Origin of the sequence: Enterococcus malodoratus (assembly GCF_027659535.1) — a bacterium.
In the GTDB taxonomy this organism is placed as follows: Bacteria; Bacillota; Bacilli; order Lactobacillales; family Enterococcaceae; genus Enterococcus_A; species Enterococcus_A malodoratus.
The window spans coordinates 12,235-25,482 of record NZ_JAQDPG010000019.1; the positions used below are offsets into that span (position 1 = coordinate 12,235).

At 35.7% G+C, this 13,248-nt stretch carries 15 protein-coding genes; 10 read left to right on the top strand and 5 right to left on the bottom strand.

Annotation, left to right across the window (positions count from 1 at the left end):
- Positions 1 to 148 precede the first annotated feature (148 nt).
- From PGP85_RS20650 to PGP85_RS20665, 4 genes are all read left to right on the top strand, one after another.
- Positions 149 to 1,084, top strand: coding sequence for a sulfurtransferase (locus PGP85_RS20650; protein ID WP_090408121.1), 936 nt, complete (start codon positions 149 to 151; stop codon positions 1,082 to 1,084).
- Entirely contained in the window at positions 1,081 to 1,788 is a 708-nt protein-coding gene (locus PGP85_RS20655; protein WP_270329102.1) for a TVP38/TMEM64 family protein, read from the top strand. Before PGP85_RS20650 ends, PGP85_RS20655 begins: the two co-directional genes overlap by 4 nt.
- Positions 1,789 to 2,016: 228 nt before the next feature.
- Positions 2,017 to 2,616, top strand: a complete 600-nt coding sequence (locus tag PGP85_RS20660) for a tyrosine-type recombinase/integrase (protein WP_090408124.1) — start codon at positions 2,017 to 2,019, stop codon at positions 2,614 to 2,616.
- A 202-nt stretch (positions 2,617 to 2,818) separates the two neighbouring features.
- Positions 2,819 to 2,992, top strand: coding sequence for a hypothetical protein (locus tag PGP85_RS20665; RefSeq protein WP_177184085.1), 174 nt, complete (start codon positions 2,819 to 2,821; stop codon positions 2,990 to 2,992).
- A 349-nt stretch (positions 2,993 to 3,341) separates the two neighbouring features.
- On the opposite strand, the gene PGP85_RS20670 is transcribed toward PGP85_RS20665, so the two are convergent.
- Positions 3,342 to 3,650, bottom strand: coding sequence for a hypothetical protein (locus PGP85_RS20670; RefSeq protein WP_090408126.1), 309 nt, complete (start codon positions 3,648 to 3,650; stop codon positions 3,342 to 3,344).
- Between the two features lie 2 nt (positions 3,651 to 3,652).
- On the bottom strand, positions 3,653 to 4,492 hold the full coding sequence (locus PGP85_RS20675) for a ParA family protein (protein ID WP_090408128.1): 840 nt from the start codon (positions 4,490 to 4,492) through the stop codon (positions 3,653 to 3,655).
- A 612-nt stretch (positions 4,493 to 5,104) separates the two neighbouring features.
- On the opposite strand from PGP85_RS20675, the gene PGP85_RS20680 reads away from it, so the two are divergent.
- From PGP85_RS20680 to PGP85_RS20705, 6 genes are all read left to right on the top strand, one after another.
- Positions 5,105 to 6,589, top strand: coding sequence for a primase C-terminal domain-containing protein (locus PGP85_RS20680; RefSeq protein ID WP_270329103.1), 1,485 nt, complete (start codon positions 5,105 to 5,107; stop codon positions 6,587 to 6,589).
- A 287-nt stretch (positions 6,590 to 6,876) separates the two neighbouring features.
- Positions 6,877 to 7,632, top strand: coding sequence for a hypothetical protein (locus PGP85_RS20685; protein WP_114526113.1), 756 nt, complete (start codon positions 6,877 to 6,879; stop codon positions 7,630 to 7,632).
- 901 nt (positions 7,633 to 8,533) lie between these two features.
- Positions 8,534 to 8,932, top strand: coding sequence for a hypothetical protein (locus PGP85_RS20690; RefSeq protein ID WP_177184086.1), 399 nt, complete (start codon positions 8,534 to 8,536; stop codon positions 8,930 to 8,932).
- Positions 8,933 to 9,342: 410 nt separating this feature from the next.
- Positions 9,343 to 9,657 carry a hypothetical protein gene (locus PGP85_RS20695; RefSeq protein ID WP_010742459.1) on the top strand — a complete coding sequence of 105 codons (315 nt, stop codon included), beginning with the start codon at positions 9,343 to 9,345 and terminating at the stop codon, positions 9,655 to 9,657.
- 30 nt (positions 9,658 to 9,687) lie between these two features.
- The gene (locus tag PGP85_RS20700) at positions 9,688 to 9,864 is read left to right on the top strand and encodes a hypothetical protein (RefSeq protein ID WP_016249952.1); all 177 of its coding nucleotides are present in this window, start codon (positions 9,688 to 9,690) and stop codon (positions 9,862 to 9,864) included.
- Between the two features lie 286 nt (positions 9,865 to 10,150).
- The gene (locus PGP85_RS20705; RefSeq protein ID WP_010742457.1) at positions 10,151 to 10,477 is read left to right on the top strand and encodes a hypothetical protein; all 327 of its coding nucleotides are present in this window, start codon (positions 10,151 to 10,153) and stop codon (positions 10,475 to 10,477) included.
- A 447-nt stretch (positions 10,478 to 10,924) separates the two neighbouring features.
- Here PGP85_RS20705 and PGP85_RS20710 read toward each other — a convergent pair whose 3' ends face one another.
- The 3 genes from PGP85_RS20710 to PGP85_RS20720 form a co-directional block, all read right to left on the bottom strand.
- A complete protein-coding gene (locus PGP85_RS20710; protein WP_010742456.1) occupies positions 10,925 to 11,170 on the bottom strand; it encodes a hypothetical protein in 246 nt (81 codons plus the stop codon).
- Positions 11,171 to 11,261: 91 nt separating this feature from the next.
- On the bottom strand, positions 11,262 to 11,459 hold the full coding sequence (locus PGP85_RS20715; RefSeq protein ID WP_010742455.1) for a hypothetical protein: 198 nt from the start codon (positions 11,457 to 11,459) through the stop codon (positions 11,262 to 11,264).
- Positions 11,460 to 12,150: 691 nt separating this feature from the next.
- On the bottom strand, positions 12,151 to 13,089 hold the full coding sequence (locus PGP85_RS20720; RefSeq protein ID WP_270329104.1) for a Rossmann-fold NAD(P)-binding domain-containing protein: 939 nt from the start codon (positions 13,087 to 13,089) through the stop codon (positions 12,151 to 12,153).
- Positions 13,090 to 13,248: the final 159 nt, after the last annotated feature.

Sequence of the window (13,248 nt, forward strand, 5' to 3'; positions counted from 1 at the left end):
TTGGTATGTTTCTTTTTTGCGTGCAAGATTATATGGGGTGTCTTCTATTTGGGAAGGAACTGTTTTTCATTTGCTTCTTTGTCATATTGGATTAGAAAAAATTCTTGGCTGATTTGAATACTCAAATCACCATATCAGGAGGATTATAATGAAAAAATTGTTAGCAGTGTCTTTAATCGCGTTAAGTCTAGGGATCGCTGGTTGTGGGAACTCAAATAATGCGACAGATGACTCAGGACAAGAATCATCTAAGAAGGAAGAAGTTCGCTTCAAAGGAGACTACATTGTCGATGCAGATTATGTGAAGGACCATTTAGATGATATTATCTTAATCGATGCACGCGGTGAAGATGCGGCTAAAAAAGGGACTGTGAAAGAAGCTGTTCCGATGACATGGCAATATCTATCGGATGTGGAGAATGGTGCTTCTGGTGATGAGAATTGGGGATTAGTATTAGAGCCTAAAAAGCTGGCTGAACATCTAGGTGAGAAAGGAATTGCAAAGGAGAAAGAGGTTGTATTATTTGCTTCTGCTCAAGAAGGCTGGGGAGATGATGGTCGGATTGCATGGGAGCTTCTTGCTGCTGGATATAAAGATGTAAAAATGGTTGATGGAGGCTTCTCTGCACTTAAAGATGCCGGAGTTAAAACGAATAAAGGCGGTACAGAACTAAAACCTGTCGATGTTGAGATCGACTCAATTAATCAAGATCATATGATCAAAACAGATGAACTTAAGGCGGATTACGATGATTACAAAGTCGTAGATGTTCGTGAGGATAAAGAATACGATGGTGAAGTATTATATGGTGAAGCAAAAGGTGGGCACCTTCCTGGCGCGATTCACGTGAAATATACTGATCTATTCAATAAAAATGGCACACTTAAAAGCAATGACCAATTAACTAAACTTTTTGAAGATGCTGGATTATCGAAAGATGATAAAATTGTCACTTACTGTACTGCGGGTATCCGTTCTGCTTATACACAATTGGTCATGGATATGTGCGGATTTAAAAATGTTAAGAATTATGATGGCTCATTTTATCGTTGGGCTAAAGTAGAAGATGTAGAGAAACAATGAAAAAACTGAGTAAAAAACAAGTAGCTAGAATTATTCTAGTCTTATTGATAGTGATAGGTATCGTGTGTTTCCTATATGTTCCAGCTATTAAATCAAAGCTTACTCAGGTATTAATGCTGTTCCGATCTATGAGTGTGGAGAGTATCATTGGTTATATTAAATCATTTGGTGCATGGGCAATTCTGATTTCATTTCTACTAATGATGTTTCAATCCGTCATAGCTCCTCTGCCAGCATTTCTGATTACGTTCGCAAACGCAGCGATATTTGGCTGGTGGCAAGGTGCAATCCTTTCCTGGAGCAGCGCAATGGTTGGGGCGTTACTGTGCTTCTACATTGCTCGAATTGCTGGAAGAGATTTTGTCGAGAAACTAAATAAAAATTTTTCATTGCAGAAATTAGATGAATATTTTGATCGTTATGGAGAACACACGATACTTGTTTGCCGATTGTTGCCCTTTATCTCATTTGATTTCATCAGTTATGCTGCTGGACTAACAGCGATCAAACCTATCCCCTTTCTAATTGCTACAGGATTGGGGCAGTTGCCAGCAACTATTGTCTACTCGTATGTTGGAAGTAATTTAACAGGTAATAGTCAAAAAATTATGTTTGGCTTACTGAGTATGTTTGCTTTGTTTATAGCAATTTATGTAATTAAACAAATCTATGGTGAAAGAATAAAAAAAGAATCTGCTAAATAAGTTTTGAAAATATTAGAGAGAAAGAATATCCAACTTCTTTATCTCTTTTTGATACTCTATCGAAAGTAACACAAACCGATTGTGTTACTTTCGGCAAAATGACTCTATCCCTTGCGGCTCTAAGGAAAGCGCGTTTTTCCTTTGGTCGCTTTTTGTTTCGTTCGTTTTGAACGCAACATATTCTATGATATAATACGGTTATGTTACATTCGCAAGGAGGACAAAAATATGAACTATGTCGAGCCTATTCGTGACAAAAAAAAGATTGAGGACATGAAAGCAATGTTGGCCGCTGGGAAATTTGGTGATCGCAATGCCCTACTTTTTACATTAGGGATCAATACTGCTTACCGCATTTCAGATTTGCGGACACTGAAGCTGAAGGACGTCTTAGAGATCTCTCGCAACAAAGTCGTGGTTCGCAAACGTCTGGAAATGAAGGAGCAAAAAACCAACAAACACAATTCTGTTTTGATCTCAAAAAAATTAAGAAAATCCATTCTGGAATATGTGATAAAGTATTTTCCGATGGAAATGGTCAATCATCATTTTGATCGTTACCTCTTCCCTTCCAGGAAAGGTGAGGATCAACCGCTGGATCGTGTCCAACAATGGCGAATTTTATCAGAAGCGGCCAAACGTGTTGGATTAAATAAAATTGGGCCTCATTCTATGAGAAAGACTTTTGGATATTTTCTATATAAAAATGGAACGGATCTCGCGTTGATCCAGGACTTGTTAAACCATAGCAGCCAACGAGAAACTTTACGATATATTGGGATCACCCAGGAGGATAAGGACACGGCCGTACAAAGTTTAGACCTATAATTATATCAACAATTAAACATTAGGAATATTGAGCTAGTGGAGCCAAACTTCACATTCTGTATACATTAATTTTTATAGCAGGTAACACGGCGTGTAAGTAGATCTTTAATTATGTAGGTTGTTGAACCAATTTTTAAGAATAGAATATCTTAAAAGATAATGTTGTATAATTGACATATAAAAAAAATAGGAGGTATTTGTAATGACTAGAGCATATGAAGAAGCAGAAGAAAACGAAAGAAAACAGAAAGAGTATTTAATTAACGTGAAGGGATATGAGGCATGTATGGCGTGTGGTGAACTTATAGCACCTCATGAAGAAGGACACGATATAGCAATGTGTAAATCGTGCCAAGAATATCAAATGAGGGATTAGATAAATCAACTGGTCTATATCTTAAAGAGAAGATAATAGATCAAATTGAAGAGCAATAAAGGATCATTTCATTAAAGACGAAGCGAGAAGAATATTTGATTGTTACTATTAATCTTCTCCAATAAAAAGATAAATATAGAAAAATGCCAGCTCCCTATTTTCATTTGGAGCTGGCATTTTTCTGATGTACTTCAGTACGAAGTGTAGCAAGATTATAAAATACATGTTGTCTATTTGCAAGATATTATAAAAAAGAGTAAGTAAAAAAAGTATACCAGTATACTTTTCTACTCATGAAAATGATAAAAGATAAATATGATAAAAGATAAATTATCATATTTATCTTTTATCATAAATTAGCTAAGGTTTTAAATGCGCGTTTTTTGTCTGCATCTAGGGCCGTATCAACATAGTTATCAATCATTGTATCGATTAACTCGTAAGCAAATTTATTGTCGGTTAGTTTCAATAGTAAGTCTATTTGATCTTTCGTCTGACGAGATACTTTGATGTTCGAGTCTTGGTTGCGCGTTACCTTTTTTTTCTCCTTCTTCATTGTAGGGATATTGCTTCTTGTGGTTTCAGCGGATTGATTCGGTGTAATTTTAGTATTTTTTATTAAACCAGATGGTCTGTTTCTTTTTTCCAAATCTGCCATTTTTATTCTCCTTCAAAATAGTTAATTCTTTCTATCAGTTCATTGGAAACTAAATCATATAGATCAATGACTTTTTTGTCGTGACGGTCGAACTCTGTAATTCCAGTGTTATCAAATCTTTTTAGGCGCGCCATGTTAGGGATTTTGATATTGAACATGTTCTCTGATCCAAAAATATTTGTTGCATTCTCTAGCACAAAGTTATCTAAACTAGCATTACCATCCATTAATACTGGCAAAACTCCTACAATTTCGAAATTTCCGTTGAATTCATTTGCTAATTTTTGTAAGTCACTAAGGTATTCAACAGCGCCATCTAAAGATAACTCTTGTGTTTGAAGAACAATCAGCACATAGTCTGATGCAAGGACAGCACTGTCCGTTATATATGATTTAGTAGGAGGAACGTCAATAAAGATGTAATCGTATTGCTCCTTTAAAGGGGCTAATAGAGATTTAAAATGGTTAATTTTATTTGATGTTATCTCGCTGTATCTAGGATCTGTTTCTTCTACTAGTCCGTAAGTCAGATCTAAAAATGTACTATAATTAGCAAAGTCAATGTAACTTGGAAGTAATGACAAGTTAGGCATAATCTCTGTTTCAATAGAAGTAATGTCTCCTTCTTTGATTGCAGACATAAGCGTTTTTTCAAAACTAAACACTTCGTCGCTGTGAAGCTTTTTAGTTCTCAGTAAAACAGTAGTTGCATTCGCTTGAGGATCAAGATCAACAACTAAAGTTTTAAATCCTTTTTTTGCGAGTTCATAAGCATTGAGAATATTATTTTTCGTTTTCCCAACACCACCTTTGTAGTTTCCTACAGTTAATGTGATGGCCATTTCTTTTCCTCCTGACAAATTTATCTAAATATCTATTATCATATTATCATATTAATCTATATGAATAAAGATAAATATGATAAAAGATAAATATGATAAAAGATAAATATGATAAAAAGATACCATTTAAATTGTATGCTGAAAAGAACGTTGTGAGGACAATAGAAAAGGAGATTGGAAGAGGCAAAAAAAAGATATAAATGATAAAAGATATTTAATCATTTATATCTTTATATCTATTATCATAAAGATAAATATGATAATATGATAATATGATACTCAATAAAAAAAGAAGTTGCGTTTGTTTTTCAATTAGTTTACTCTGTTTAAGAAAAATTAAATAAAAAAGACGAATCGAAACTTATTGAATTGGAGTTCAATAAATTCTTAACCCGTCTAACTGTGTTCTTCTCTTTTTTCAAAAAAAGAAAGTGATTGGTAGTCACTTTGCTATAAACTTCAGTAAAGAAATTATAGCTTCTTTTTTGAAAAAAATCAATAGTTGAAGGCTTGTTTGAGTGTGCTCTAATGCACTTTGTTGCCTTTTTTACTTCACTTTGGAGAACACTATTATTTAGTGTTCTCTATTTTTTATGTCTGGAGGTGTGCCAAATGAATTTAACTAGTGTTTATGCAGCGGTGTTGAAGAACGGTTTACGCAAATATAAATATAAAAACAGCAAACTCAAGCCTGTAGGTTCGTCTGAAGGTAATAAAGGGGCGGTTTTCGGTTATCGATCGAAGGATCTCATGATCCAGGGCCGAGGTGTCGTGATTACCTCTGAAGAGGCCTTGTCTGAGAACGAAGATCAATTCACTCATTGGACGCCAAACGTCTTCAGTTATGGCACATACACCAACAGAGATCGTCAATTTGTTAAAGGACACAATGAGAATAATCTGCGTCAAATCAACACTTTTGTTGTCGATATTGATATTGCCGGCGAAAAATTTAATCACGGTGAAATCGTTCTTGCTGCGTATGATCGACTAGGATTGATGCCAACGATGATTTTAGATACTCCAGGAGGATATCAAGCGTATTTTGTATTAAGTGACGCTGCATACGTAACTAAGAAGAGCAATTTCAAAGTGATCAATGTTGCAAAACGTATCTCTGAAAATATCCGCAAAGAATTAGCGAAAGACCTTCCAGGCATCGATGTAGGGTGTAATCATTTTGGAATCGCTAGAATTCCACGAAATGACAATGTTCTCTTTTTCGAAGAGTCGTACTCTTATTCGTTTCAGGAGTGGTTGAACTGGTCAATGACTCAAGCTGCAGACAACAAAGCGGAAGTCATTCCTTTTCCCCATCAAAAGAACGAGATCCGCCAGCTAGATGAAAAGTGGGTTGATCTATTGATGAACTCTGAAAAATTAATCGGTTCAAAGGGTGTACTAGGTCGAAACAACGCTATTTTTACCCTTTCTTTGGCGTACTACGCTTCAAAGTCACCAATTGAGACGTGTGAGTACAACATGATCCTACTGAATGATCGTTTAAAAAATCCACTCAAGGAGTCTGAGATCAACCGGATTATCAAGAGTGCTTACTCGTCGAAGTATGAAGCAGCATCAAAAGACTATATTAGGGAAATCTGCCATACCTGGATTGATTCGAGTTTGACTGATGATCAGTTGTTTTCACAACCAAAAGGCTGGTATAAATTTAAAAAGGATCGTAAGGAACGTGTGAGATCTCATTCAAAAGAGTGGCAGCAAGATATCCTTGCCTATTTGTCGAGCCAAAGTTATACGTATAAACCGTTTGTCTATTCTACAAAAAAAGAGATCCGCGAAGAAATCGGAGTACCAGAACGATCTTTCGACGCAGCGCTTAAAACGCTGAAGGAAAAGAACCAGGTATTTTATCGTGTGACTCGTGGCCGCGGCGGAGGAATTATGATCGCTTCAGTCAAGGCTCTTATGAGAACGATCATCTTAACGAAGAAAGAAGTACGTGAGGCTTATTTTGAGGCGATTAGAGAGGCTTTCCTTGTGCCAGGTACGTTAGTTCAAAAGGTATTTTATCAGTTGTTACCAGCTAAAAAAGCATACACAGAAATCGAACTAATCAGTTTAGAATCAGGCTAAAAGTTAAACCCGCAAACTGCCTATACATTATATCTATGATACGTGTCCTAGGATTTTTGCCTGTTTGAGTATGCGCCTTAGCGCTGGTTGCCTTAGCAACTATTTGGGCTGTCATAAGTTATCAGGGTTTACTAATTTTTAGCTGGGCCTCAGCCCAAGGACGTTCCGTGTACTTTTTCGTCGTTGCGAACATATCTAGACTTTTTGATTAAGCTTTACTGCTGGCGATCGCTAGGGTAGGGTTGAGATAGCGTTGTTTAAGAATAGTTTATGGGGGAGTGATTTTAGTGTTAGCAAAAACTGTACATGTCGTTCTTGAAAAGAGAAAGATCAGCGGTGCTGTTAAATTAAGAAATACAGAATATTATTTTAGAGTGGATCAGCAGAAAATTTCAGAGGATCTAAAGCCTGGAATGCTCGCTTTTTCTTCAGATGGACAGCTTGTTTACGTTCTCGAAGTAATCGATGATCGAACGCCTGAAGAAGAAGCTGCATACACTGGGGTCTTGACGAAAATATTTGATGAAGATCCGGCCATAAAGTCAGGTGAAAAAGCCATCGAGCAGCAAAAAAGGTCAGCTTTTGAAAAGGTTGTTTATACAGGAATTATTGTTGAATTGGTTGATAAGAAATTCAAACGGACTGACAAAAACTTAAAGTTCAAGTCTTCAGAGAAGATCAATGACAAGATCTCTAAAGGGGATATTGTGCCTATCATATTGCATACGAAGGACGGCCGGAAAGAGAAACTATATGTTTTAGTTCAACGGATTATTGAGAATGCGTCACAGAAACAGCGATTCATGAATACAAGACGAAGACCCGTGAGTTGGTTGTATAAAAAGACGGAAAAGGGCTATAAGAAAATGAAATACGCAGATGTAGTCAAGGAGCATAAAGAAGTCAAGAAAACAAAATCGCCAACCATGCCAAAGGAGAACAGACAGTCTGAATCCGTTAAAAAAGGAAAAGCCAGGGACGGAGCAGATAAAGAGTTCAATCGAGAAGTCCACGATTTTGTGATTCGAAAACGAAAAGATTAGGCGTGAAATTGAATCTGATAACTCTTTTTTGAGAGGCGGGATTTTAGCACATTTTGCGTGGATATTCCAAAAATATCATGAACGGGTGTTTTTCAATCCTAAAAGGTAAAAAAATAAACCGAACATGTGTTCACTTTCGGTTAGAACTCTGTTATAATTATCTGTGAGATTAAGACGTCTATCTCATTTGAAAGCTATTTTGATTATTTGTCTATGTAAAAATATTCTGATTCGCAACTATTCTGACAATTTATTTTTCAAAATTCTTATTGTGCTTAATATAGTTACGAGGTTAAATATAAATAACGTTGACTTGCTAGTTGATTGGATGAATATGCCGTTTTATGTGGGAATTGATCATGTGAAGTATCGAATAAGAGAACAGAAAGAAAGGGGATAAAAAAACAGAGAATTAGTATGCTTGGCTAAGTAATTTATACTTGAGAGTTTGTTAGAATGATTCTTTTTTAGAACTACTTCTTGACTTAACAGGAATGAAAGGCTTAAACTGAAAGCGAATTAGTTCTTGCCTCTCAAGCAGGATGCTATATTGTTTGAAAAAAATAACCAAAGGCTCAACTGATCTCGGGAGTTTCTCAGGCTCCGTCAGCGATCAGCTGAGGTAGTAAGACAAGACCCTTACTACGTTAACCCTCGGCTGTCATGGATTTCTCCAGACATTCGTCATTATATCAAAATTAGAATAGTATTGTTAGAATATTTCACCCCAAAAGGGAACGAATTTTCGAGTAATAGGACTTCTATTGATATTTTTTAAATGCGAATGTTGGATAAATGCCCCGTGAGTCGAGTAAGGGATACGTAGTGTAGACTACGTATCCCTTTTTTTGTTGTTTTAGACAAGAGCTGATTCTTAATAAAAAATAGTTGGAGGTGTCCTATGGGTGCAATTGGGATTGAGGTACGAGCAAAAGATTTAGAAACAGTCAGTACAAAAATTAAATTGTTGAATAATCAAATTTGGTTTTTGGAAGAAGGATTTGCGGTGAAGTATTGCTATTTCTTTGAACATGGACGGAAAGTACCTGTTCAGGTAGATCGTGTGAGCGTCGAGGAAATATTTCCCAAGATTCGTTTTATCTTTGATCAAAAGAATCAAGTGATCGCTGAGAGAGCTTGTCCAGACACAAGGCTACGAACGACTAGAAAAAATAAGTGGCTTTCAGTAGGGAATGGCTCTGGAAACAATCGTGCGTTGTATTTTTATCAAATGATCCAGCGGATTGAAGATACGGAGTATGCAAAGCAAATGCTAGCACATTATTACAGTAAAAAATGATTGATCGCTTAACAAGATTAAAGAATCAAGGTTAAACGTTTATTGTTTGCTAGATAACCACTAGCAATTATCTTTCTAACACATTATCCGAAAAGCGCTGATGACGAGGGCTTTCGGAACCAAAACTGAATAGATGAAGTTCGGGAAGTAGAACCCCCTCCAAATTAATCAGCATGGCTACTAAGGGATTTGGAGTAACCATTCAAAAGGAATGGTGAGCCACCAAACATTTGAGGATTTGCGAAGACGTATAATCGATACTGAGCGAATATCCGGCCTCAATAGGAGTTAGATTTCTCCGGTTGTAAAAATCTGCGAAAGCTTTTTGTTCTACGAATACACAATTATTTAGTAAACAATAAACGTTTAACTACACTATGTATCCAGGATACTAAGAAGGGAGCATACCAATGCGAGAAAGAAAAACGATCACACTTCCAATCGGAAAAACAGTCGATCCGATTTGGGATAAAAAGAATATCATGGTAGCAATCAAAGTCATGCCAAACATGAGCTTGTCACTATTTGAAAATGAGGTACTAGACGGTCAATCCATTTATAACTTAGAGAGGATTGTTTTAGTTACAAAGTACAAAAAGCAAACAGAAATCCCTATTAAGCAGGTTGTTTTAGCAGTTGACGGCAGCTATCGCTGCTACGTCACTGATGACGTGAATATCAATCGTGGCGAATTAGTGTTACCTCGTATGAAGAAGAAAAAGTAGGGGCCACCCTATAGTGAAGGAGGGCCCACCTTGCCTACTAAGAATCCGCGAAGGAAATTTGTCTTCAAAAAAGGAACGAGCGAAAAGCTTGATTGGTTAGTAGATCAACAGAATAAGAATTCAAAGAAAAAAGTTTATCCATATGAAGTTGTAGAGGAGTTGATAGAAAATGCATACATCATACAAAAAGCCTTCGGAAAGACATGAACTCGTTCAAATGATCAATCGTGTTTCTATGAGGGAGTTAAGAAAAGATTTGAGAAACGCAAAGTTTTTATCAGTATTTAGCGCTGTTTTAACTATTGGTTTGTATTTTGTCGGCACGGGTTATATAGTTTCTGCTTTTTGTACGATCCTGTCCTATATTTTCGCAAAGATTATCGAAAGTGCTCTTATGAGATCACAAATAAATTGACAAGATTTATGTTCAGCTGAAGTTTGAGAAACATTTACAATTAGAAATTACGGATTTTTATTTGAGGGAGAAAATCGAATGATGCAGCAGGCGTTAACGAAGAGTGAACAACTTAAGTCAGGAGACATTATCAGAATTGTTTTCTATGAACAGAATTGCGGTATAGATGAAACAGTTTTTACAGCGATTGTTGTTGAGCTCAAAGAATGTTTCATAGCTATTCCACAAGATTTCCAAGGGCACATCTTTAACGCAGCGAAAAAAGGAGCAGTTTGGAAAATAGAAATTGATTGGCTTTTAGAAAACGATACGGAAGCGTATCTGATTGAACGATTTGACGATTTAGTGTCAAAGCTTTGGAAAGTTGTCCCGCCAATAGTAATGATTATGAGTGAAATCTTTTGAAGTAAAGTTAAATTTTTGAAGTCACGATAAAAAGCATAAATCATTAGTAGAATACCTAAACTAGTCAAGAAGCTGAAAAAAACATAAAAAAAATTCACATTGACACCTTCACTAACATGATATCAGAAATTAAATGGAAAGTATGCTAACGGAGAATAGGAGAATATCACTTCTTTTTAAACTGCAAAAGTAAAAATACAAAGATAAAGAAAAATAGAGATTCCCACAGAGTTGTCGTCCAACTGAAAGTTTTGCTAACTCCGAAGAACAAATTGCCAAGGTTGGAGACAAAAAGATAGATGAATGTTACCCAAATTGATGTTAGTACTCTTTTTAACACGGAATCACTCCCTTTTAAATAAGGTTATACAAATTAGGATAAAAAGTCTAGTAACGACGGGAATCAAGGCAGAAGTTGCATAAATAAAAAAGACTCTGCTTTAGAGTCTAATTAAAGGACACACTTTGTTCTTTTAATTGTTTGATTATCTCAGTGACATAAGCGTCTTGAAAATCTTTACGGAAGGACTTTAGAAATTCCTCAGAAAAGAAATCAAAATTTTTTTCTGAATATGCTAGCAATTCTTCAGGAGTTTTAAATTCTGCAATAACAGAAGCGCTGTCGAAAGAATCAGCTACGCGCAATGAAACTGATTTCATTAAAGAAATAACATCAATTTGTGTTCTTAACATAAAAATCACCTCTTCTGTTGAGTGTAACATAATTGAATAGAACTATCTGGAACTATCCGGTAACCCAAGTCAATAAAGAAGAAGCATTAAACTAATCTAGTGCTTGTTTAACCTTCATTAGTCCAATGTAAAAGGATTTAGAAATAGATTTACCACATTTTTTACAAGCGTAATCTCCAGTGGGAATATCGTTAAAAACCTCTTTTTCATACTCATGATTACACTCTTGATCTTCTTTTTCTAAGTGCATCTTTCTTAATTCAAGAGAACGTTCTAATTCAATGGACACAGATACTCACCTTCTGCGAATTATTTTTACCACAAGCAATTTTTTTAAAGGGGTAAAAAGATAGTTTTAATAAACCAACTAACTCAGTTTATTGAAGAAAAAACACTGAGCAGTTAACTCAGTGTAAAAGACAGGACCTATTTATTCATAATTTTTTTACAATTATTCACAGCGCTTTTCATTGTATCAAAACTATTGATATCAATGTCGTAGATAAACAGATTCATTTTCATTGATTTGATTTCCTTCAAATTTAAAACGGCAAATATACTTGTAATATTTTTGGATTTAGAATTATTGAAGTGGGCCTTTTCTAGGGAAGAGTACATTCGGTAATTAGAAACATAAACGTGTACAGGATAAAAGTTAATCATTGTTTTCACATCCTCGTGGTATTCAATAACCATAACATTAAAAAGCCCTTTAATGTGAATACGAGGAACAACGTAAGTAAAACGTAATAAGGACCATGAAGGATGAATAAAACCAGCTGTTTCCGCAACTGGCTTAGAGCTAAAATGATGTACTTCGACTGTTTCTTTAGCTCTGCATTAGTATAACACGTATATTTTTGAGAAGTTTATAAATGTTCTAACGAACATCAGATGAGTCGGCTACTCAACCTAGCAATAATATCTGAAATAAGATTTGAAAAATATTGCCAGTGGAGTTGAACTATTGTTCAACATTACTATTTGTCTTCAATTTCATCAATGAAGACTGAAATATCATTTTTGAAAATGTACTTACTAAATTGTTCGCTTAGGATTTGGCTGACATTTCGGTAAGCGAAGGTAGGCGTGTTAGGTAAAGTATAGTAATAAATACCATTTTTTTGATAGATCGGATCAGGTACGGTCGTTGTCTGATTTCCTTCAATTGCATTTCCAGCGTCCGCTGCTATATCAATAATAAAGGCCCCCGTTTTTAACTGCCCTTGCTCTGCAATAGTCATAATGGGCTTACCCGAATCGCCCACTTCAATGCCGTTAATGATAATCGAGTATTTAGAAAGTTGTTGTTTGAATTGCGGAAGTGTTTTTCGATAAAAAAGTCGGACAGAAGAAGAAATTTTTGAGATCGCATGGAAAGCACCTTGAGCTGCATTTCCGGACCCTAAAATAGCAATCTCACAATTACTATTTGGTAATAAGCCAAAATTCAAGAGAGCATGTAATACTCCGGCATAACCAGCATAGAAGCTGTTTTGATAAACGAAGTTTCTAGGAATCAACTGTGTAGGATAAGCATTTTCCTGATAGTACATCATGGGTCTTTGATTATCGATATCAAGAATATAGAGATTTTTAGGAATTGCTTGAGTCTCCATAAATTCTTTACCTGATCCCAGTGGATGAGTCCAACCAATAATCATCTGATTTTGACGAATCAAGTCGTAATCAGATGGTTGGAGGAGTTTGAGAGAGAAGATTCCCTCACAAGAGGCAAAAATTTCAGAACGGGTTACAATAGTGCAACCTGCTTTTCGATAATTATCATCAGGGATACTTAGCGAGTCACCAAAACCATTCTCGATATAAATTGAATTGGCGAATTGCTTGATATGTTCAGGTAACAAAGGGACGCGACGCTCATTTGGAAAATTTGACTTTATAAAACCTAATTTCATAATTCCAACTCCATTTCAATTTTAGTTTTTGTATAGATTTGTTCTCAGAGAAATGTTTCATGAGGCTGTTTTCGTACATCTTAAGTCTAACACAGTTTTGAGGTGGAATTTTAACGTTCAGAGAGGATACGTCCGCTAACGGAGGAAAGGAGATTTAGC

What these genes read in the sequence shown, in the direction of transcription:
- PGP85_RS20690 (WP_177184086.1), top strand. Translation starts at nt 8,534, where the DNA reads ATGGGTGCAATTGGGATTGAGGTACGAGCAAAAGATTTAGAAACAGTC.
- PGP85_RS20710 (WP_010742456.1), bottom strand. Translation starts at nt 11,170, where the DNA reads ATGTTAAGAACACAAATTGATGTTATTTCTTTAATGAAATCAGTTTCA.
- PGP85_RS20720 (WP_270329104.1), bottom strand. Translation starts at nt 13,089, where the DNA reads ATGAAATTAGGTTTTATAAAGTCAAATTTTCCAAATGAGCGTCGCGTC.
- PGP85_RS20660 (WP_090408124.1), top strand. Translation starts at nt 2,017, where the DNA reads ATGAACTATGTCGAGCCTATTCGTGACAAAAAAAAGATTGAGGACATG.
- PGP85_RS20665 (WP_177184085.1), top strand. Translation starts at nt 2,819, where the DNA reads ATGACTAGAGCATATGAAGAAGCAGAAGAAAACGAAAGAAAACAGAAA.
- PGP85_RS20675 (WP_090408128.1), bottom strand. Translation starts at nt 4,492, where the DNA reads ATGGCCATCACATTAACTGTAGGAAACTACAAAGGTGGTGTTGGGAAA.
- PGP85_RS20650 (WP_090408121.1), top strand. Translation starts at nt 149, where the DNA reads ATGAAAAAATTGTTAGCAGTGTCTTTAATCGCGTTAAGTCTAGGGATC.
- PGP85_RS20655 (WP_270329102.1), top strand. Translation starts at nt 1,081, where the DNA reads ATGAAAAAACTGAGTAAAAAACAAGTAGCTAGAATTATTCTAGTCTTA.
- PGP85_RS20670 (WP_090408126.1), bottom strand. Translation starts at nt 3,650, where the DNA reads ATGGCAGATTTGGAAAAAAGAAACAGACCATCTGGTTTAATAAAAAAT.
- PGP85_RS20680 (WP_270329103.1), top strand. Translation starts at nt 5,105, where the DNA reads ATGAATTTAACTAGTGTTTATGCAGCGGTGTTGAAGAACGGTTTACGC.
- PGP85_RS20705 (WP_010742457.1), top strand. Translation starts at nt 10,151, where the DNA reads ATGATGCAGCAGGCGTTAACGAAGAGTGAACAACTTAAGTCAGGAGAC.
- PGP85_RS20695 (WP_010742459.1), top strand. Translation starts at nt 9,343, where the DNA reads ATGCGAGAAAGAAAAACGATCACACTTCCAATCGGAAAAACAGTCGAT.